19 protein-coding genes are annotated in these 20,975 nt (G+C 41.0%); 15 read left to right on the forward strand and 4 right to left on the reverse strand.

Annotated features, from left to right (window positions below; genetic code table 11):
- The first annotated feature begins 10 nt into the window (after nucleotides 1-10).
- Genes BM161_RS09050 through BM161_RS09085 form a run of 8 tightly spaced genes read left to right on the forward strand, consistent with a single transcriptional unit; the run spans nucleotide 11 to nucleotide 9,130 of the window.
- Nucleotides 11-802: an outer membrane lipoprotein-sorting protein gene (locus BM161_RS09050; protein WP_074931951.1), complete on the forward strand. Its 792-nt coding sequence runs from the start codon at nucleotides 11-13 to the stop codon at nucleotides 800-802.
- Nucleotides 803-825: 23 nt separating this feature from the next.
- Complete coding sequence (locus BM161_RS09055) at nucleotides 826-2,577, forward strand: hypothetical protein (RefSeq protein ID WP_074931953.1); 1,752 nt, start codon at nucleotides 826-828, stop codon at nucleotides 2,575-2,577.
- Between the two features lie 60 nt (nucleotides 2,578-2,637).
- Entirely contained in the window at nucleotides 2,638-3,450 is an 813-nt protein-coding gene (locus BM161_RS09060; protein WP_074931956.1) for a hypothetical protein, read from the forward strand.
- On the forward strand, nucleotides 3,437-4,342 hold the full coding sequence (locus BM161_RS09065; RefSeq protein ID WP_074931959.1) for a hypothetical protein: 906 nt from the start codon (nucleotides 3,437-3,439) through the stop codon (nucleotides 4,340-4,342). Before BM161_RS09060 ends, BM161_RS09065 begins: the two co-directional genes overlap by 14 nt.
- A gap of 15 nt (nucleotides 4,343-4,357) precedes the next feature.
- Nucleotides 4,358-5,020: a 16S rRNA (guanine(527)-N(7))-methyltransferase RsmG gene (gene rsmG / locus BM161_RS09070; protein WP_074931961.1), complete on the forward strand. Its 663-nt coding sequence runs from the start codon at nucleotides 4,358-4,360 to the stop codon at nucleotides 5,018-5,020.
- Nucleotides 5,021-5,039: 19 nt separating this feature from the next.
- Entirely contained in the window at nucleotides 5,040-6,191 is a 1,152-nt protein-coding gene (locus BM161_RS09075; protein ID WP_074931963.1) for an aminopeptidase, read from the forward strand.
- A gap of 9 nt (nucleotides 6,192-6,200) precedes the next feature.
- A complete protein-coding gene (locus BM161_RS09080; RefSeq protein ID WP_074931965.1) occupies nucleotides 6,201-8,264 on the forward strand; it encodes a bifunctional diguanylate cyclase/phosphodiesterase in 2,064 nt (687 codons plus the stop codon).
- Between the two features lie 14 nt (nucleotides 8,265-8,278).
- Entirely contained in the window at nucleotides 8,279-9,130 is an 852-nt protein-coding gene (locus BM161_RS09085; RefSeq protein ID WP_074931968.1) for a M15 family metallopeptidase, read from the forward strand.
- Here BM161_RS09085 and BM161_RS09090 read toward each other — a convergent pair.
- Nucleotides 9,127-11,217, reverse strand: coding sequence for a [Fe-Fe] hydrogenase large subunit C-terminal domain-containing protein (locus BM161_RS09090; protein ID WP_083425746.1), 2,091 nt, complete (start codon nucleotides 11,215-11,217; stop codon nucleotides 9,127-9,129). The two genes, BM161_RS09085 and BM161_RS09090, sit on opposite strands and share 4 nt — an antisense overlap.
- A gap of 119 nt (nucleotides 11,218-11,336) precedes the next feature.
- Here BM161_RS09090 and BM161_RS09095 point away from each other — a divergent pair, with 119 nt between their 5' ends.
- A complete protein-coding gene (locus BM161_RS09095; RefSeq protein WP_074931970.1) occupies nucleotides 11,337-12,167 on the forward strand; it encodes a Cof-type HAD-IIB family hydrolase in 831 nt (276 codons plus the stop codon).
- Here the strand turns inward: BM161_RS09095 and BM161_RS09100 are convergent.
- On the reverse strand, nucleotides 12,148-13,389 hold the full coding sequence (locus BM161_RS09100) for a class I SAM-dependent methyltransferase (RefSeq protein WP_074931973.1): 1,242 nt from the start codon (nucleotides 13,387-13,389) through the stop codon (nucleotides 12,148-12,150). The genes BM161_RS09095 and BM161_RS09100 overlap by 20 nt on opposite strands.
- Nucleotides 13,390-13,643: 254 nt before the next feature.
- Here BM161_RS09100 and BM161_RS09105 point away from each other — a divergent pair, with 254 nt between their 5' ends.
- The 3 genes from BM161_RS09105 (at nucleotide 13,644) to BM161_RS09115 (ending at nucleotide 15,891) form a co-directional block, all read left to right on the forward strand.
- A complete protein-coding gene (locus BM161_RS09105) occupies nucleotides 13,644-14,399 on the forward strand; it encodes a ParA family protein (RefSeq protein WP_074931976.1) in 756 nt (251 codons plus the stop codon).
- Nucleotides 14,392-15,357: a ParB/RepB/Spo0J family partition protein gene (locus tag BM161_RS09110; RefSeq protein WP_074931981.1), complete on the forward strand. Its 966-nt coding sequence runs from the start codon at nucleotides 14,392-14,394 to the stop codon at nucleotides 15,355-15,357. Before BM161_RS09105 ends, BM161_RS09110 begins: the two co-directional genes overlap by 8 nt.
- Before the next feature lie 240 nt (nucleotides 15,358-15,597).
- A complete protein-coding gene (locus tag BM161_RS09115) occupies nucleotides 15,598-15,891 on the forward strand; it encodes a GIY-YIG nuclease family protein (RefSeq protein WP_143090528.1) in 294 nt (97 codons plus the stop codon).
- Between the two features lie 152 nt (nucleotides 15,892-16,043).
- On the opposite strand, the gene BM161_RS14260 is transcribed toward BM161_RS09115, so the two are convergent.
- Nucleotides 16,044-17,399: an aminopeptidase gene (locus tag BM161_RS14260; protein WP_074931983.1), complete on the reverse strand. Its 1,356-nt coding sequence runs from the start codon at nucleotides 17,397-17,399 to the stop codon at nucleotides 16,044-16,046.
- Nucleotides 17,400-17,411: 12 nt separating this feature from the next.
- A complete protein-coding gene (locus BM161_RS14265; protein ID WP_074931985.1) occupies nucleotides 17,412-18,446 on the reverse strand; it encodes a LacI family DNA-binding transcriptional regulator in 1,035 nt (344 codons plus the stop codon).
- A 60-nt stretch (nucleotides 18,447-18,506) separates the two neighbouring features.
- On the opposite strand from BM161_RS14265, the gene BM161_RS09130 reads away from it, so the two are divergent.
- Genes BM161_RS09130 through BM161_RS09140 form a run of 3 tightly spaced genes read left to right on the forward strand, consistent with a single transcriptional unit; the run spans nucleotide 18,507 to nucleotide 20,964 of the window.
- Nucleotides 18,507-18,986 (forward strand): hypothetical protein, encoded by a 480-nt coding sequence (locus BM161_RS09130; RefSeq protein ID WP_143090529.1) that lies wholly within the window; start codon nucleotides 18,507-18,509, stop codon nucleotides 18,984-18,986.
- Nucleotide 18,987: 1 nt separating this feature from the next.
- Nucleotides 18,988-20,121: a hypothetical protein gene (locus BM161_RS09135; protein ID WP_074931989.1), complete on the forward strand. Its 1,134-nt coding sequence runs from the start codon at nucleotides 18,988-18,990 to the stop codon at nucleotides 20,119-20,121.
- 18 nt (nucleotides 20,122-20,139) lie between these two features.
- The gene (locus tag BM161_RS09140) at nucleotides 20,140-20,964 is read left to right on the forward strand and encodes a FecR family protein (RefSeq protein ID WP_074931991.1); all 825 of its coding nucleotides are present in this window, start codon (nucleotides 20,140-20,142) and stop codon (nucleotides 20,962-20,964) included.
- Nucleotides 20,965-20,975: the final 11 nt, after the last annotated feature.

A 20,975-nucleotide genomic window follows, 5' to 3' on the forward strand; every position in this document is an offset into this window, starting at 1 on the left:
GATATAGGTTATGAAAAGAACAACTAAAATTACAATGGTCGCTGCAGTGCTTGCAGTATTAAACGGCTTCGCTTTCGCTGATGAAAAAGGAAACGAAATTATGAATAAAGTTGCAGACTTCAAAAAGCCTGCTTACTCGGTTACTGATGTTTACATGATTCTTACTGACAAGAAGGGAACTCAGGATTCGAATGGTTTCCGCGAGTACGGAAAGGAAGACGGCAGCAAGACTTATATCGTAATGGATTTTAAGACAGGTACTAACAAGGGAACCCGCTTCCTTCAGATTACAGACGACAATGGTCCTGATGAAAAACATATTTACCTTCCAGCCCTCAAGTCTGTTCGTCGTGTAAACTCAAGTGAAGGTTCTAAGGCTTTCATGGGTTCTGATGCAACTTATGATGATTTGACAACACGTGATGTTTCTGAAGATGAGCACCAGTATATTGGTGAAGAAAAAATGAAGGTTGAAAGCGGCAAAGAATATGACTGCTACAAAATCAAAGAGATTCCTATCGATAAGAAGGGAACTCAGTACAACTACCGCATGGTTTGGGTTGATAAGGAAACTATGTATCCGATCCACACAGAAATGTATGACAAGAATGACAAGCTGATTAAGGTACTTGAAGTTCTCGACATCCAGAAGGTACAGGGCTACGACATGCCAATGGAAAATAAACTGACAAATGTCCAGACCGGTCACAGCACAACTTTGAAGATTGCTAAGGTTGTAGCGCTCGATCAGGAGATTCCTGCACGTTACTTCACACAGAACTTCCTTACAACTGGAAAATAAAAAATCGTCATTGAGAGGTAATTATGAAACTTAGTAAATATATTCTTATGACATCAGCTCTCTTAATGGGAACTGCAGCTTTTGCTGAGGATTTTGGAGATTTCGGTGGATTCGATGACGAGGCTTCCGGAAACTCTGGCAGTGCAATAGAAGTTAGCGGAACTGTTTCTACAGACATCCGTGCTTATGTAGATGTTGATGACAGTGATAAGATTGAGGTTGAGGCTAAGCCTGCTGGAAATCTTTCTTTGAGCTACAATGGAAATAATTCTGACCTTACACTTTCGCTTTGTATGGATGAAGACAAAATCAAAAATAATCCTGAAGATATTATTGATGAGCTTGTACTTCGCGGACGTCTTGGAGACTACTTTACAGTAGAAGCTGGTAAAATGAAGATTGTCTGGGGCAAAGGTGATAAGCTTCACGTGCTCGACAATTTTAATGCAGATGATTATTCAAACTTTATAATCCCTGATTATATAGACCGTCGTGTGAGCACACCAATGCTCCGCGCAGTAATCAGTCTGCCGGTTGCAAACTTTAATGTTGAAGGTGTGTATACTCCGCTTCTTCCAACAGACCGCTTTGCAACAACAGGCCGCTGGACACCAGCTCAGGTTACCGGTTTGACAACAAAACTCATAGGCGTTGCAAAAGAAGATGTTGCACAAGCCTTTACAAGATACACAACAGCAACTGCAACAGCCGGAACATTGAATGCTCTTAATGCAGATTATCAGGCTGCTCAGACTGCTTATAACAAGGCAATGATGAATGCAGCACAGAGCGCAGCAGGAGCTGCCTGGGGAAGTATGACAGATGAGCAGAAAGAAGACTTTATTGTCGCACACAAGACAACTCTCGAAGATGGTTTGAGAACTGACGGATACGGATACTTTATTGATAACCTCCAGGTAGCCGCAGGAAAATATTCCGCAGCCTGTACAGAAACAGGATTTACTGCTGACAACATTGCCGACGAAGTAAAAGCTGCCGGAACAATCTATATGTACATGCTCGAAAATGCCAATGCACTTTCTGCAGATCCTACAGTTATCTATCCTGAAATGTGGACACTTAAGTACGGTCAGTTTGGTGGACGTGCTACCTGGACACTTGGTCAGCTTGATATGGGAATCAGCTACTACAACGGATGGTACAAGCAGCCTTCTGTAAATGCAGAAAAGATGATTCCGTTTATCAATAAATATCTTGCAGGTGAGACAATCACAGAAGAAGACAAGTTCCTCGCTTATGACAAGAAACAGACCTTCGGCCTTGAGGCTTCTACAATTCTCTGGCACTTCAACCTGCGCGGTGAATTTGCCTATAATCTTACAGATGATATTGATGGAACAGATCCATGGGTACACAACAACTCAATTGGCTGGCTTGGTGGCTTTGATATCGACCTTCCATTTGCCAATGCAAACTTGAACGTTCAGGAAATCGGAACTTATGTTTTGAAGGGAGAAGAGTGTGACAAGAATGCGCTTGATGTTGATTACGGCGAAAACGGCTACAGCAACAACAAGATTGCCGCAAATCTTACAACTTCTTTCATGAACGATAAGATTGCTCCAGAAGTAACAGTAATGTACGGAATTGAAAATAAGGATTTGGTTGTAATGCCAAAACTTTCTTACAAGGCAGATCAGAATCTTACCCTTGCTGCAAGCGGTATGATTATCAACTGCGGCGATGACCACAGCGAGTTCAAGGCTTGGGAAAAGAACAGTTTTGCTTGTATTTCAGCTAAATATCAGTTCTAAGTAAATAAACCTCTTTCCCAATCTTTAAAAGACAGTTAAAATGGGAGAGAGGTTTTTGAATTGAATAACGAAAGAATTAAAGAAATCCTGCTGGATATCGCTCCTTGTGAGATTGATTTTACAGTTACCCAGACAGGTAAAGAAAGCAAGAGAGTTAACGGCTTTTACAAACCAGATACACATGAAATTTTCCTTCATAATCTGAATTTTAAATCTGATAACATGCTGATTTATACAGCAGTTCATGAATATACACATCATCTGTGTACAATTGAAAAGCAGGAAAATGATCCGAGTTACGGAAAGGCCTGCAAGGTTCACACAGGTGAATTCTGGGCAAAGTTCGGCGAGCTCATTGCAATTGCTGAGCAGAAAGGCTACTACTCAATTGGCTGGGAAAACAACGAAGAACTTAAAACTCTTACTCAGGATATTAAGGAAAACTATCTTGCAAAGAACGGACAGCTCATGCAGGAGTTTGGTAAAAAACTCGCACGTGCTTTTGATCTTTGTCAGGAAGCTGATATCCGCTATGAAGATTATATTGACCGCGTTCTTTGCCTGCCACGTAACGCCGCAAAAGATATCCGTAAGGTAGGTGCGGTAGAGGTGAACCCTGCAATCGGTTTTGAAAATATGAAGGTGGTTGCAAGCGTACGTAAAAAGGATGCCCGTGCAGAAGTTGAACAGGAATTCCTTTCCGGAGGAAAGAGTCCTTCGACTGTCCGCGAAATGATGAAGCAGAAATCTGCTCAGGCTAGTGGAACAGATCCTAAAACTAAACTTGAACGCGAAAAATCACGTCTTGAAAAAACAATTGCTCAGCTTACACAGCGTCTTGAATATGTGGAGGAAAGCCTTGCGAGTATGTAAATCTAAAAAGGCAATATCAGTTTTCTCAATTTGTCTGATGGGCTTGTGGCTGAGCGGTGCAGCATTTGCACAGAATACGGTATCGGGAATCGACTTCCCCGAAATGCCCGAGATGCCTTCAATGCCAACCGTGGGGGGCGGCTTCTATACACCAAGCTTTCCAGCCCGCCCGAGCAGCACGAAATCAACAAGCACCGACGACACCGCAAAAGAAAAACCGGAAGCAGTTCTCACAGAAGCGCTCACACCAGAAACAGCGCTGAGCGCCGCTCTGACCAAGGGTAATACTCTTACCGCTTATGACATTTCTGCTCTCTACGATTCCGGCCTTTTCAGCAATATATCTTCACTGGACTCAAGCGGCAGCCTCACAAATTATGCAACTTCAACTTCTACAAATGTTTTGCTACAGCAGGTTTTGAACAGCCTTAATGAGTTGAAAAAGCAGCAGCAGGGTGCAAGCGCAAAAGAGAAGAACGAACTTGATGCAGTAAAAACAGACTCGGAAAATTTTAAAAAGCGCGAGCCTTCAATCCTCAGATTCAAAATCAACGGCTACAATATTGCAGACTCACTTACAAAAGTTTTCTTCAGCGATACAGAAGCAGACGGAAGTTTTCTTCTCACAGCCGACCGACGCTACTTTGTAAATCAGCAGGCAAGAACAGAAACCTTCTATATGCTTTTTAAGACAGTGAGCTCAAACGGTTCTTCACTCACTTATAAAGTGCAGCCAAGTATTGTTCAGGATTTTAAGAATGAAAATTCTTATATCTACAGACTTGCAAATGTTAAAAATCTTACAGCAGAAAAAACTGGAAATCTTGTTGTAATGCATCTTTCGGGAGACCAGGTTTCTGCAGACCTTCTCCTCGACATCGACAGTAAATAATACACAGGCAGTGCTATGGTAGATTTAGTAGACGGCTTAAAAAAATGCGGCATTCCCGAGAACGCCGCTGAACCTCTTGCTCAGAAAATGGAAGCATATATCAAAGAGATAGTGCTTTTTAATTCTGCATATAATCTTACAAATACAAGTGACAGAGACGAGCTGGTAGTGCGTCATATTTTTGACTCGCTCGCGGCGTGGAAGAAGATTTCGGAGATGGCGGGTTCAACCACCGGCATTACCATTGCCGACATCGGAAGCGGCGGCGGCCTCCCTGGTATTCCTCTTGCAGCTGCCTTTGCAACTACCGGAATTACAGATGTTCGCTTTGAACTTGTAGAGCGCATGGAAAAGCGCTGTGCCTTTCTTGAAAACTGCGCCGCAATTCTTGGCTTAAAAAATGTTACAGTTGTAAACAGCGAAGCAGAACGCGTAGACGAAGGTGCTTATGACCTCATAACCTTCCGCGCTTTCCGTCCTCTCGATAAAAAGATGACAAAAACTCTGCTCAGAATTGTTAAAGATAATGGGTACCTTTGTGCCTACAAAGCAAAGGCCGCAAGTATTAAAGAAGAAATGGATGGAATTACAGCACTCGTTCCGGAATACGAAGTTGTTCCGCTTGCTGTTCCAGGCCTTGAAGATTCAGAAAGAAATCTTGTTATAATTAAGAAATAAGGAGTTAATCGTGAATTTCATGAAAAAAGATAAAAACCGTACACCTGCTGAAGTTGTTGTGCAGGATGTAGTAAAAATCAAAAAAGGCGAGCGTGTTCTGATTGTTGCAAACCCCGCAACTGCTCAGATTGCCCAGGATCTTTATTCTGCCAGCTGTGATACCGGTGCTCAGACAACTCTTATGTTCCAGCCGGATAAAACAAGTTTTGACAATGCGAACCCGGAAGTAATTGCAGCTTTCAAAACAAGACCAGATGTATATTTTTCAATCTCAAATATCAAACTTGGTAAAGACCCGGAAGCAACTGCAAATCCTTATAAAACAGAAGATGGTCAGGAGTTTACACATATTGCTGATTATCTGATGGACGGATTAAAAGTAATGCGCGGTGCATGGACTCCAGGCATTACCGTAGATATGATGAACCGCACAGCCGCAATTGACTACAAGGAACTTCAGAGCCGCTGTTCCCGCCTTGCAGAACTTTTTAAGAATGCCGTAAGTGTTCATGTAACAGCACCGGCTGGTACAGACCTCATTATTCCAATTAATGGTCGTGGCCTCATGTTTGATGATGGTGATTTTTCAAAGCCGGGAACTGGCGGAAACATTCCTGCCGGCGAAGTATTTATCAGCCCGGTTGTTGGTGGAAGTCAGCTCAAGGCTGCAGACGGCACTGTACTGGAACAGCAGAGTGATGGTTGTGAAGGTACAATCGTTTATGACGGTTCAATGACCTTCAGTGATGGAGATTCAATCATTGAAACTCCAATTACCTGCAAGGTTGAAAAAGGTTATGTAACTGATATTACAGGCGGTGCCGAAGCACGTCGTCTTCTCAAAACAATTCTTGAAGCAGAACTTCGTCCGTTCGTTCTTGAAAAAGAAGAAAAACTTCCACAAGGTCAGGCTGTAATTTATAAAAAGAATGCCCGTAATATCGGTGAGCTTGGAATTGGTTTGAACCCTGCTGCAACAATTACAGGAAATATGCTTGAAGATGAAAAAGCTTTCCATACCTGTCATTTTGCAATCGGTGAAAATTATGACAATGATGCTCCAAGTTTAATTCACCTTGATGGTGTTGTACGTGAACCTACAATCACACTTACTTATGCTGATGGAACTTCACGTACAATTCTTCAGGACGGAGGCCTCCAGATAGACTAACAGCTGCTTATGAGTAAGAAGAAGGATAAAAAGATTAAAAGACTGCGCAGTCTGCCAATATGGCCGTCTGTGCTTTCGCTGATAATTGTTGAAACTATTGTTTTTGCTCTTGCCGGATTTTTGTGCTGGTGTACAATTTCCGGCATTGCAGTTACCGTTATGACACAGTCTGAGCAGGAATGCCGTTCTGTTTTAAAAGTTGTAAACGAAAATTACGGGACAGATACTCCAGAACAATTACAGACAAAAATCAATTCTTTACTCGAAACCAGCAGTACTCTTGATGAAGTTATTTTTGATAACGGACAGGGAATCCTCGGTCTTTTCCCAGATCTTGAAGATCAGTATAAAGCCAACACTGATGAGCTGTTTGAGAAAAACGGTGTGGCTCGTTTTGTTGATCCTGAAATGGAACAACATCTTTATTTTGGAATAAGAAGACCAGAGAGAAAAAATACTTCTGATAGTATGGTATACACTTTTGGCATCACCGATGAAGATGGTGAAACTCAGCCATATATTGTCGATTTCAGAAATATTTTCCGTTCTTTAAAATTTGATTCAATTAATAATTATGATCTTGCAACCTGGGCTGGAGTAGTCCTGCTTGGTGTAAACGTAATTACATTTTATAAAACTGATATCCCGAATCTGAATATTTGCATTAAACATATATATTCATTTACATCTTTCCAGCTGAGCCTTGTTGCAATGCTTGTTGTTGTTCTCACATTAATCTTGATTCTTGTTACGATTTATGAAGTAACAAAACTGGTTGCTTTAGCTGGGGAAAGAAAACGAATTAATATTCTTGTTACAACAGATACAGTTACCGGCGGATATAACAAAGATTATTTTCTACAGAAGGCAGAAAAAGAAATTAAACGCGGTAAAAAAAATTATGCAATAGTTCAGCTGCGTCTTGAAAAATACCGCAATTACTGTACAGCCTATGGAGTTAAGCAGGGCGAAAATCTCCTGGAAGAAATTAATACTTCTCTTACAGAAATGCTTGTTAAAAAAGAGTATGTCGCTCATGTTGAAAAATCTGATTTTCTTCTTTTGCTGAATTATCAGAATAACGAAACTCTCGAAATCAGAATCCGCAATATGATGAATATTCTTCGTGAGCGTCGTGCTGGACAGCATCTTACTTTTGCGGCAGGTGTTTGCCCTGTGACCTCTAAAAATGCTGATGTTTCTTTAATCATTTCCTGCGCAGGTCTTGCTGTTCCTAAGTCGGTAAAGATTCAGGATGAAATTGTCTGGTTCAATGATTCAATGAAAGAAGAGCAGGTGTGGGAACGTCGTATAGAAGATGATATGGAAAAAGCTTTGGAGAATCATGAGTTCCAGGTTTACCTTCAGCCAAAGTATTCAACAAAAGCAGAAGTGCTTTCTGCAGCAGAGGCTCTTGTTCGCTGGACACATCCGGTGCTTGGTTTTATTTCTCCTGGAAAGTTTATTCCGATTTTTGAAAGAAACGGATTTATTCTTCATCTTGATGATTACATGCTCACCGAAGTCGCAAAACTTCAGGCGGCATGGCTTGAACAGGGAAAGCAGCTGGTTCCGATTTCTGTAAACGTTTCCCGCGCACATTTTGCAGAAGAAAATCTTGCAGAACATATCTGTTCTATCGTGGATAAGTTTAAAGTTCCGCATGAATACATAGAGCTTGAACTTACAGAAAGTGCCTTCTTTGATGACAAGGCAGTGTTACTAACTACCGTTCGTAAGTTAAAGGAATTTGGATTTAAAGTTTCAATGGACGACTTTGGTGCAGGTTATTCTTCGCTGAATTCTCTTAAGGAACTTCCGCTGGATATTATTAAACTAGATGCAGAATTCTTCCGCAGTGTTGATGATATTGAGCGTTCAAATCTTATAGTAGGGCAGACAATTTCTCTTGCTAAAAAACTTGGCATGGAGATTGTTGCAGAAGGAATTGAAACCAGAGATCAGGTTGATTTTCTTGCCAAGCAGGATTGTGACCTAATTCAGGGCTTCTACTTTTCAAAGCCTCTGCCTGTAACCGAGTTCGAAGAACGAGCTTACCCTAAAGAAAAATAAAAAAGGAATTTTATATGATAAAAAAAACATTAATTATAACCACATCTTTATTAATTTTGACTTTTACCGCCTGCGCAAAATCAAAGGCGGCAGCCCCGGCAAATAAAGAGACCTCAGCTGTCTCAACTACAGCTGCAGCCGCACAGCCCAAGGTAAATCCCGAAATCGAAAAACTCAACCGTGTCCTCTTTTCAATGAGCGACCGCTGTAAGGCAGTAATTCCGAACGGCGACCCGGAAGAGTTTCTTTCAGACCTTCACAAGGTTTTAGATTCAGCTTCTGAGTTCAGCGCAGATGACTTAAGTCCATTTTATCTTATAAACAAAACTCATACTGTAAGCAGTACTTATGAACCAAAAGGTTTAATTCATCTTGAAAATAATTCTGCTTACAAGGTAAATAAAAATAATCTAAGCCTTCGTCCGGAAGCGTACAGGGCACTTGCAGAACTCGGAACCGCTGCAAAGGCAGATGGAGTAACTCTTACAATCAGTTCAACTTACCGCTCTTATGAGTATCAGAAAAATCTTTTTGATTACTGGGTTAGTGTAGACGGCCTTGAAGAAGCAGAACGGGAAAGTGCAAGACCTGGAACAAGCCAGCATCAGCTTGGTCTTGCTCTGGACTTTGCTCCTGTAGATGACGCTTTTGATCAGACACCGGGTGGAAAATGGGTTTATCAGCATGCCGCAGACTATGGCTGGTCTTTGAGTTTTCCACAGGGCTATGAAGATGTAACGGGTTATCGCTGGGAGTGCTGGCACTTCCGCTACATTGGAGTAACGGCGTGCCAGTTTCAGAAAAAATGGTTTGGTGACGTTCAGCAATTCATGATTGAATTCCTGAACGCCTGGCAGTCATCCTAAACGTGAATGTGGATAATGCGTTCCATGATGAAGGTTGCATCGTCTTTCAGGTGCTTTGCGGCATCCTGAACCGAATGTGTACCATCCTTCATTTCGGCAATACTCTTCAAGAGCAGTTCATTACCTGCATTCTGTTCGTCCATAGAATTCTTAACTTCAAGCTGCTGGTCTTTTACCTCACCGGCAAGACTTACAACCGAATCAAATTCCTGTTGAACTGTTCCGGCCTTAGCGTAAGCATTATCAACCATCTGTTTTATAGATTTAAGAACTTCACCAATCTGCTTAGCCTGGCGACCAGAGTCTTCGGCAAGCTTTCGGATTTCATCGGCAACGACACTGAAACCGGCACCGAACTCTCCGGCATGGGCAGCCTCAATTGCGGCGTTCATAGCAAGAAGGTTTGTCTGACTCGAAATCTGACCAATAACCTTACTCATTTCAACCAGCTGTTTAGATTCCTTTTCGATTTCACCGACAAGGTTTGTTACTTCCTGAAGGTTAGTACGTCCAATTCCAGTTGCGTTTTCAAGATCATTTACAATTACAAAGTTTTTATCAATGATGGTGTAAATTGACTGAATTGCCTTAATCATTTGTTCTACAGCAGAAGAAGAATCAGAAACTGTAGAACTCATGTTTTCTGTTACATCAGAAAGAGAAATGATGTTGTTCTTTGCAACTTCAAGCATAGAAATACTTTCACTAGTAACCTTTCTGATTGCTGCATTCAACTCGAGTGTATGGTCTTCATTTGCTTTCTTAAGAACGTAGTGGTGACAGTTCTGTGGTTTATTCTTTCCATTGAAAATTGCCAGAGCCATTTGTTCGCAGGAATTGTAACCACAGGCACCGCAGTTATAAATATCATCCTGAGATTTCTTACCCATCTGAATAAGAATTCTTCGAACCTCTTCGCGTGTTGGAAGCTTTAGCAGAGAGTGGAAAACAGAACTGCGGTCTGTATAGGCACGCTCATAAATACCAGGCTTCCAGTATTCGTCGAGTTTTTTCTGAAGAGATTTAATTGCCTTCTCTTTCTGGCGGCCACTTAAAGTATGTAATTTCTGGCGGCGGTCGATACAGCGTTTTTCAACAAAGGCTTCAATTTCATCAAGGGACATATTATGATTTACTGTACCGGCACCACGGTTACAACCTTTGTCGCAGTTCAAGCAGTCAACAAGCTTGAAAAATGGTTTTGAACCGTTACCCATGCATTCATCAAGATGTTCAAGATATTCAATAACAGCAGGGTGTCCTTCAATCTTACGGGTCTGTCGCGCAATTCCAGGAACAAGACGTTCTGCAGTGAGCATGAGTCCACCTGGAGTAGAGTAGCGGGTACCACGTTCTGCAAGCGGGTTATCATAATCAACCTTAGGGAACTTCTCCAGGTCAATTTTGTTATATTCAAAGTAAGCTGAAAGAGATTTCATTGTTACGTTATAATCGCCGCGTCCGTTTTCATCAAATTCACGGCGTTTTGCATAACAAGGTGAAATTACTGCAATCTTATGATTTTTATATTCCGGATGGAAATGGCGGATAAACTCAACAGTGTGAGCCATTGGACTGTCGCCCTTGGCAAGATATTGAATAAGATTTGGTCTATAGGTTTCAATGAAGGCAACAAGGGCAGGGCAAGGCTGAGCAATCATGAGTGGAGGGTTTTCCTTTTTCATCTGCTCAACATAAGTTTTAGTTGTAAGCTCTGCTCCAAAGGAAACATCAAAAACAGCTTTTACACCAATTGATTTAAGCCAACCGTTTAATTCAAGATCATGCCCCTTAAAGTTTACTGCTACAGCAGGAGCAACAATTGCAACAAAAGGAGTTCCTTTTTCAAGCTCTTCAAAGAATGCAGGTGCGTCATCAATTCCTGTTCTTGCACCGTGTGTACAGGCTTCAATACAGGCACCACAGCCAATACACAAATCATGGTTCAGAGTTACAAAGTCTCCCGAACCATCATTACAAAGTTTTACAGGACATACTGAAATGCATCTATGGCAGTTACAGCACTTTTCGCTATCAACGTTAATTACTGGGCTCAAATGAAGTCCATCAACATTCATGGCTTCCATATATAAAAAAAACTCTCCTTCCCCTCACTTAGTTCTAAGTATATAATTTTAACATACAAATTCTTATTTGACCAACAAAAACTTGTTAAAGCCGTCTTTTTTCTGATATACTCCGTTCTATGAATTCTTGTGAAAAATTAGATGTGCGCCTTATTGCGCTGGATCTTGATGACACTCTTTTAAATGATAACAGAGAAATTACAGAGGCTACTGTACAAGCCCTTCGTGAATGTGCAGAACGCGGTATTTATATTGTACTCTGTTCTGGTCGTGCTGAAGATGCAATTCTTCCTTTTGTGCGCCGTCTGGAAATTGCCGGAAAAGAAGCCGGCCGCTTTTTGATTGCTATAAACGGCTGTTCAATTTTTGATTTACATAAACGCCAGCAGATTTTCTGCCGCAAGGTTGAAGCTGATATTTTGATCCGCACAAATGAAGTTGCAGAAGCTCGTGGCCTTCGCAGTGAAGTTTATACTCCAGATACAATTTATTACCGTGAAGAAACAAAGTGGACAAAACTCGATGTAGACTTGTGCGGTCTTAAAGGTGCTGCAGTAGAAGATTATGATGAGTTTTTGAAAACCGGTTTTACAAAAATGCTCGTACCTGGAGAGCCTGCAGAACTTCTTGAATTACAGAAGGAACTTCGTGCTGAGTTTGGCGATCGTGCCGTAATCTTCACAAGTAAGCCGTACTTCCTTGAAATCCTCCCTCCAAACTGTGGAAAGGGCGAAGCTGTTAGCTGGCTTGCAAATGAGCTTGGCTTTGGCATGGAAAAAGTAATGGGCTTTGGCGACAGTATGAATGACGAAAGCCTTATCCGCATGGCAGGCTACGGTGTTGCCATGTGCAATGGTCTGGAAGAAATGAAAAAAGCCGCCCGCTTTGTCACAGACTTAGACAACAATCATGACGGAGTCGGCGACTTTATCAAAAAATACGTGTTGTAAAAATCTCCGGGATAATTCCTAGAGAAGTCATAAGCGCCGGTGGTTGAGTAGGCTTCGAAGAAGCCGTATCGAAACCACCGGTTTTATTTTTTTTGATGGCCCTTATCAAAATATTCTTCGGAGTATGCTCCATATCAATAAACTCAAGCATCTGAACTTTATAGCCCTGCTGCTCGAGCCATTCGCCGCGGAGTGCATCTGTAACAAGGGAGCTGAATTTTTCTCTGATGATTCCCCATTTTAGAAGTGGTTCAAACTCTGCAGGAACTTCTCCTGTAGCACCGCCAGCTTTTCCGCGTGTCTGCAGCTGAGTGTTTATCTGATGCTGGCAGCACGGTACACTCAAGATTGCACGTGCGCCCCGTTCAACGGCATATTGCAAAGCGTAGTCTGTAGCAGTGTCGCAGGCGTGAAGGGTAATCACAATGTCCGGACTGTGTGCGCCTGAATAATCTGCAATGTTTCCAGTGTGGAAAATAAGCCCTTTTAGATTAAGCTTTTGAGCCATATCATTACAATATTTGATTACTTCTTCTTTGAGGTCCAGTCCTTCAATCTCACAGGTGATATGGCGGACTTGTGTAAGAAAATAATGTACAGCAAAAGTAAGGTAAGATTTTCCGCAGCCAAAGTCTGCAATGCGGATTGGCTCACCTGCTTTTGTTTTATCTTCAAACTCAGAAAGAATATCATCAATGAATTCCAGAAAGCGGTTTATCTGGCGGAACTTGTCATAGCGTGAAGAAATCACCTTTCCTTCATCATTCATAATTCCAAGCAGAACAAGGAACGGCACAGGTTTACCTTCTGGTAAAAGATAATTTTTCCGGTGGTTGAGCTTGTCGAAACCACCTGCAGGAAGGATTTTAAGAGAATCTGCGGATTGGCGGTGGTTGAGGCTCTCGAAACTACCGCCCTTTAACGAGATCTTTTTTCTAAGCTCAGTAGTCTTTCCCTTTTTATTTGTAAGCAGAGTTATTTCTTCAGTGTCAGTTCGTGTAACAACATTCTTAAAAGTAATGCCGGAGTTCTCTTTCAAAAAATCTTCCAGCTGGCTTTCCGAAAATTTCTGATGAAAAACCTGCGTCTTAGTAAACATTTCAGCCTGATAAGAAGCCCCATCTGCTGTGTTCACAAGCTTAATCTTAATTTTCTGATATTCCCGTCCAAGTTTTTCCGCAATATTTGCGCCAGGTTTTGACAATGTAACACTAAGTATCATTTTTTCCTCGAATAATATTTAAGAACTATGGGGTCTGAAAAATAGGGGCGCGAGTGGAATCACAGTAGAAATACATTATGAGCATCTTTGCAGACTTGCATAAAGAAAGAATGATTTTTCAAAGAAAAAGCATTCTTTCTTCATAAAAATGCGAATCTGTATTTCTGCTGTGATGCAACGGAAGCCACTATTTTTCAAGTTCACAAATAATTAAACAGTATACTAATTATTCAAAAAATGATACATTGTGTTATATGGGAAAGTGTATAGTTTTTGTTAATCAGAAGGGAGGTGTAGGAAAAACCACCTCTGCAATCAATATCGGTGCATACATAGCTCTTGCAGGTAAAAAGGTTCTGCTTGTAGATTTTGACTCTCAGGGCAACATGTCCAGCGGTGTAGGTGTTTCAAAAGATAAGCCAACCGTTTACGAACTTCTTGCAGGCCAGATAGACGGCGAAAAAGCTGTTAAAAAGACTCCTGTAGAAAATCTTGACGCAATCAGCGCTTCTATTGACCTTTCGGGTGTTGCAATTGAGCTTGCAGACCAGGAAGACCGCGAATTCTATCTCAAAAATGCACTTGAGCCACTTAAGGCTGTTTATGATTATATTTTGATTGACTGTCCACCTTCCCTCGGAATCCTTACTCTTAACGGCCTTGCAGCCGCAGATTCAGTACTCGTTCCAATGCAGTGTGAATATTTCGCTCTTGAAGGAATCACACTTCTTCTTCAGACAGTTCAGAAGGTTCAGAAAGGAATTAATCCAGACCTTAAAATTGGTGGTATTTTCTTTACAATGTATGATTCACGCACACGTCTTGCTCAGGACGTTGTAATGCAGGTTAAGTCATATTTTAAGGATGTTGTTTTCAACACAATTATTCCTCGTAACGTACGTCTTTCAGAAGCTCCATCACACGGACTTCCAATCTGCAAATATGATCCTGAGTGTGTAGGTGCACGCAGTTATGCAAAACTTGCAGAAGAGGTGATTCGTCGTGGCTAAAAATGCATTAGGAAAAGGACTTGGTGCTCTGCTGGGTGAAAATCCTGCAGCACAGGAAGAAGTAGCTGTTTCAACAGGTACTGCTGCCCCTAGCGGTGGACTTCACAATACATCCCTAAAAAGAACAAAGCTGCCTTCTGCAATCACAATGGAAGAAGACGGCAGTATGTGGATTGATCCGGCTCTTCTTAAGCCGAATCCAAAGCAGCCTCGTATTGAGTTCAATCAGAAACAGCTTGATGAACTTTGTGAATCAATCAAATCAAACGGAATTCTTCAGCCAATCATTATTGAAGATGCCGGCGATGGACAGTTTTATATTATCGCCGGTGAACGTCGTACCCGTGCCGCAAGAATGGCAGGGCTTACAAAGGTTCCTGTTCAGCTCCGCAAGTTTGATGAGCAGCAGAAACTCGAAATGGCACTTATTGAAAATATTCAGCGTGCCGACCTCAATCCAATAGAAGAAGCTACAGCATATTATAATCTTATTCAGATGGGAGACCTTAATCAGGAAGAAGTTGCAAAGAGAGTGGGTAAGGCCCGCGCAACTGTTGCAAACTCTATCCGCCTTCTTAAGCTCCCTTCAGACATTCAGCATGCACTTGTAACAGGTCAGATTACTTCTGGTCATGCACGTGCCCTGCTCATGGTAAAGAATGATGCAGATATGCGTGTTATGTTTGGTAAGATTGTAGGAAGCGGACTTTCCGTACGCGAAGCAGAAGCTCTCGCCGAAACCTACAATGGCGGCGGCCGCGCTGCAGCCAAAAAAGACGACAAAAAAGCTGTTAAGAAAGACCCTGATGTTCTTGCCTTTGAACAGGAACTCAGAAATATTTTTGGAACCCGCGACGTTTCCCTCAAGGGCGACATCAACAAAGGTTCCATCATAATCGGCTTTGACAATAAAAAAGACTTCGATAGAATCTACGAAGTCTTGATGAGTAAAAAATAAATCTCCTCCGGTGGTTGAGTAGGCCGAAGGCCGTATCGAAACCACCAGTAACACGGCATGTACGGTGGTTGAGTGATGCGAAGCATCGTATCGAAACCACCAGTAACACGGCATATATGGTGGTTGAGTGATGCGAAGCATCGTATCGAAACCACCTTTTTCCTTAAATTATATACTTTTCTTACAATTCTTTTCCTAAAAAAAACAAAGTCCTGTCTATATTATATGCAGGAGGACTTTATGAAACCATGTATGTACATACTTCAATGTAAGGACAATTCTTACTATGTTGGCAGTACCACTAACCTTCAAAAAAGAATTGAGGAACATAAACAAGGAATGGGGGCCAAATATACAAAGCATCGGTTACCAGTCAAACTTGTATATTATGAAGAATGTCAAAGTATAAAGGATGCATTTCTTCGTGAAAAACAGGTTCAAGGCTGGAGTCATAAAAAGCGACAGGCTTTAATAAACATGAAATTTGAATCTTTAAAAGGCTTGAGTAAAAAAGAGTTTAAAAAGAATAAGTAAATCAGCAGTGGTTTCGATACGGCACTTCGTGCCTACTCAACCACCGAATTTTTTAATTGCCGATGTGGTTTCGATACGCTTCGCTACTCAACCACCGTGTCAAATCATCTCCGGTGATTGAGTAGACCAAAGGCCGTATCGAAATCACATTTCTAATTCAATCCCAGGAACGCCTTACAGCACTCAAACATCTGACTGATGTCTTCCTTGCTTGTAATTTCCCATGGAGCGTGCATGCTCAAAACAGCAACACCGCCGTCCAAAACATCCATTCCATATTTTGCAGCGTGGTAGGCAATTGTTCCGCCGCCACCCTGATCAACCTTTCCGAGTTCTGCCATCTGATAGGTAACATTTGAGTCATACATAGCAGCGCGAACCTTTGCAATAAACTCTGGGTTAGCATCGCTTGCTCCAGACTTACCGCGGCTTCCTGTATATTTCTGGAAAGTAACACCGCCACCGAGCATGCTTGTATTATCCTTATCATAAAGATTTGCATTCATAGGATCGAAGGCTGCATTTACGTCGCTTGAAAGCATGTAGCTTCCTGCAAGACAGCGGCGCAATGTAAGGTCACTGTAGTTTGTGTCAGTAAGTGAAATGATTTCTGCAGTCATGTTTTCAAAAAGATTAGAAGCCATACCTGTTGCACCAACACTGCCAATCTCTTCTTTGTCTACACAAAGACAGCAGGTAGTTCTCTTTCCGGCATGGATTTCGAGCATAGCGGCAACAGAGCTGTAAGCACATGAGCGGTCGTCCTGTCCGTAGCCAAGAATCATTGAGCGGTCAAGACCCATGTCGCGGGCTTTTCCGGCCGGTACAATTTCAAGTTCAGCAGACTCAAAATCTTTTTCTTCGATATTGTACATTTCCTTTAAGAGGGCAAGAACAGTTTTCTTGCTCTTTTCTTTAAGGTCTTTCTTTTCTTCTTTTGTAAGATTTTCATCTTTTGGAGTTGGAGAAACAGAGCCCATAATTACATCAAGGTCTTCACCCTTAATAAAATCACTAGCCTTGTCCTTCATCTGTTCCTGTGCAAGGTGTGGAAGAATATCAGAAATACAGAATACTGGTTCATCCTGATTTTCACCAATCACAACTTTTACAACAGTTCCGTCTTTTTTTACAACTACACCGTGAATTGCCAGAGGAATTGTAGTCCACTGGTACTTTTTGATTCCGCCGTAGTAGTGAGTGTTCATGTAAGTAATGCAGTCTTTTTCATAGAAGGGATTCTGCTTTGCGTCGAGGCGAGGTGAGTCAATGTGGGCGCAAAGAATGTTCATTCCTTTTTCAATTGGTTCAAGACCGATTTCATAAAGGGCAACTGCCTTATTCATTTTTGTGATGTAAACTTTGTCTCCTGGCTTGAGCTTCTTGAATTTGGAAATGTTCTTGTAGCCTTTCTTTTCGGCCATCTTAATAATCTGCTCAACGCACTCGCGTTCAGTTTTTCCATTATTCAAAAAGTTTTTGTAATCTACGATTAATTGTTCGTTCATATAAAAATCTCCTTAAATTTTACCAACCGAATCTCTCTCGATAATTCCGCACTGTACAAAGCTGCGCTGCGGTTCAAAATCATCAGGATTATTAATCTGATTTAAAATGAGTTCTGCAGATTTTCTTCCAATGTCGTTGAGTGGAATTTCAACTGTTGTAAGTGCCGGCTTAAGATACTTTGAAATTGTACGGTTGTCATAACCCGCTACAGAAATATCTTTTCCAGGAACAAGATTTTTTTCATAAAGATAGTCATAAACTCCGGCAGCCATCAGGTCATTAAAACAGAAGACTGCGGTGTAGTCTGAACCTTCAAGAAGAGCCTTTGCGTTTTCATAACCGCTGTCACTGTCCCAGTTACCGTTTTTGATATCAGAATCTTTTACGGTAAGGTTGTGAGCCTTCATTGCTCTTTTAAAGCCTTCAAGACGACGTTCTGTATGAATATTGTTTTTAGTTCCTGCAATAACGGCTATTTTCTTATGGCCGTTTTCAATGAGATGTGTCGTAATATCACATGCAGCATTCGCATCATCAAATTCTACAGAGGAAATACCAGGCTGTTCTGTAAAAGCATAAGAAATAACAAGAGGTATATTCAGATTTTTTGGAATACACGAAATACATCTTGCATGACCTGCAACATAGATGATTCCATCAACTTTAATTGACTCAAATTCATCAATTGCCTGCTGTACAGACTCTTCATAACCTGTGTTGTGGTACCATTTTGTACCCCATTTTGAGTAAAAACGGAGGTTTTCAAGTATTGCCTTATACTTGTGTTCATCAAAATAAGACATGATGCCGTCTATAATGCCCGTTGAACTGAATTCAGTAAGATCGTCGATGATAATTCCGACAGAATTTGTTTTTGAGGCGCGTAACCCTCTCGCCATGTAATTAGGACGGTATCCTGTTTCTTTGATTACTTTTAAAACCCGTTCTTTTGTATGCTCTGAAACATTTGATTTTCCGTTAAGAATATTTGAAACTGTAGTGATAGATACGGAACATTTTTCAGCTATTTCTTTTAAGGTAACCATTTGTTTCTATTATAGCGTTAAAAGTAGACAACTGTCAAAATGTACTGTAAAATATTGGCTATGAAAAGGATATTATCAGTCTTATTTTGTTTGTTTGTTGGTGTGTCTGTTTATGCACAATCTGCAGATGTAATCACAAGTTTGCTTGAATCAAAAGAAGCTACTTTTGGTCAGGTATGTTATCTGGCTGCGGTTCAGGAAAACCTTATCAACGAAAATGATTCGTTCGAAACAGCAGTTCAGGCTTTGTTTGAAAACGGAATGATTCCAGATTTGGAAGATCCGGAAGCTCCAATTCCATTAATCGACATTGTGTATATTTATTCCCGTCTCTGGCCTATTAATGGAGGTCTTATGTACCGTATAACAAAAGGCTCTCCACGTTATGCATTTAAGCAGTTCCAGGCAGATGGTGTTTTGTCTTCAAAACAGGAACCATCAGATATTATTTCTGGAGCAAAGGCCTTGAGTATTTATACTTCCTGTGTAAATAAATACAGCGGTTTTGATATTAAATCAGTTTCAATGGAGAGTGAGTAACATGAAAAAGATAATCGTTTCAATCTTAGCCGCAACATGCGCTTTATCTTCATTAGCAGCTTTCACATGGAGCGGACTCATAGACAATAATACAAAGTTTTCTGCTAATAATGATTTTTCTGCCCTTGGTCTTAATCAGTCAAATGGAATATATCTTTCTGCTGCATCAAAATTGAATGAAAGCGGAACTCTTAGATTTAATGCAGAAGGTTTATACAAATATTATCTGGACTGCGACTTAAAGGAAGGCGAATCAACTTTTAAGAATATTGTAGATCTCGACCTTCTTAAGCTTACAGGAGAATTTTCTGTAGGAAATGGAGTGCTTGGTTTAAGCGCCGGCCGTTTCCAGTATTCAGATTTTTCTGGTGCAGTTTTTTCACAGGTAAGTGATGGTTTGTATCTGAACTATAATACTCAGAAAATTAAGGCTTCTTTGTATGGCGGTTATACAGGACTTTTGAATCGTTTGAATGTTTCAATGGTTGAAAATGAATACGACGAAGATGAAAATTTTTATGCACTTTGTCCTAAATATGTTCCTGTAACAGCTGATTTTGCTTACAAGGCTCTGCTTGGTTCAAATACAATTGGACTTCAGGCAGCAGGCTTTATTCCAGTAACAGATGATAATACCTTGAAAGGTTATGGTACTTTGATTTTGAATGGTTACCTTGGAAAGGTTGGCCTTTATGATGCACGTGTAACAGCCGGTACCGAAAAATTTGAAAACCTCATGCTTGATGCTAAACTCGACCTGAACTTCTTTATTGGTAAAGTTGCAATGGCTACAGTTGGCGGTGAGTATGTATCTGGCGATCAGGGACCTTTCGATCCTTTTGTTACAATTACTGCACGTTCTTTTGGATCTGCTCCTTTCTATAACGGCGGCATCATTCCTAAGGCAGGAATTACATTTGCAAGCAATAAACTGCTGGCAAGCCTTACAGAAAGAGTTGTAATTGCAATGCCAGCTGATGAAGCAAACTTAGATGGATTTGATACATCTGTAAATGTTACATATAAATTGTTCAGTGATGTTGTAATAGGTTGTGACATTGGTGCATATATCTGTACAGAAGTAGAAGAGAAGAGCAATTATTATGCAACAGTAAAAGCTTCTTTGGCATTCTAAAGCATACGGAGGAAGAAAATGAGAAAGATAAAGAGTTTATTGATTACCGCTGTTTTATTAGCTTTTGGAACAAGTGCGTTTGCGGCAGATGCTACAGTAACTTTTGTAAGTGGAAAGGTTGAAGTTCAGCGTAACGGTCAGTGGGTTGCACTTCAGAAAGGTGATACAGTTTCTAAATCAGAAACAATCAGTACAGGCTTCCAGTCTGAAGCAAAAATTAAACTTATGGAATCTGTATTGTATCTTGGTCCTGTAACCAGAGTAACTCTTGAAGAGCTGTCTGCTACAGAACAGAAAGATAATGTAAATGTTTATCTGAAAACTGGAACGACCCGTTCTCAGGTAAAGCATGTTGATAACAAACGTGTAAATTATCAGGTTCATACAGCCGTAGCCGTTGCGTCTTGCCGTGGTACTGGCTTTATTTTGGACGATTCAAATACCGTTGAGGTAACAGAAAATACAGTTGCAGTTGGAAGTTATGATCCAGCTGCTGAAGATGGTACAGAATTGGCAGAGTCTGATGAAAAAGTAGTAACCGATACTACTGACGAAACAGAGGAAGAAACTGATGAGTCTCTTTCTGATGATGGTGTAGTTCTTGTAAACGAAAATCAGACAGTTACAGTTTCAGATACAAGTCTGGTTTCTAACCCGGTAACTACTGTTCAGACTACTATTACAGAAATCGCAACTGCAGTAACAACAGCAGGTGCGCAGGAAGGCGAAGGTGGTGCAGGAGGAGCTGCGTTTACTCCAGTAGCAGGTGGTACCCCAGTAACAACAAGAAACGGAACCGAAACTGCTATAGTAATTGTAACCTTAGAGCTTCCTACAGAATAATGTGACAGAAT

This window comes from Treponema bryantii, assembly GCF_900113965.1.
Lineage (GTDB): Bacteria > Spirochaetota > Spirochaetia > Treponematales > Treponemataceae > Treponema_D > Treponema_D bryantii_A.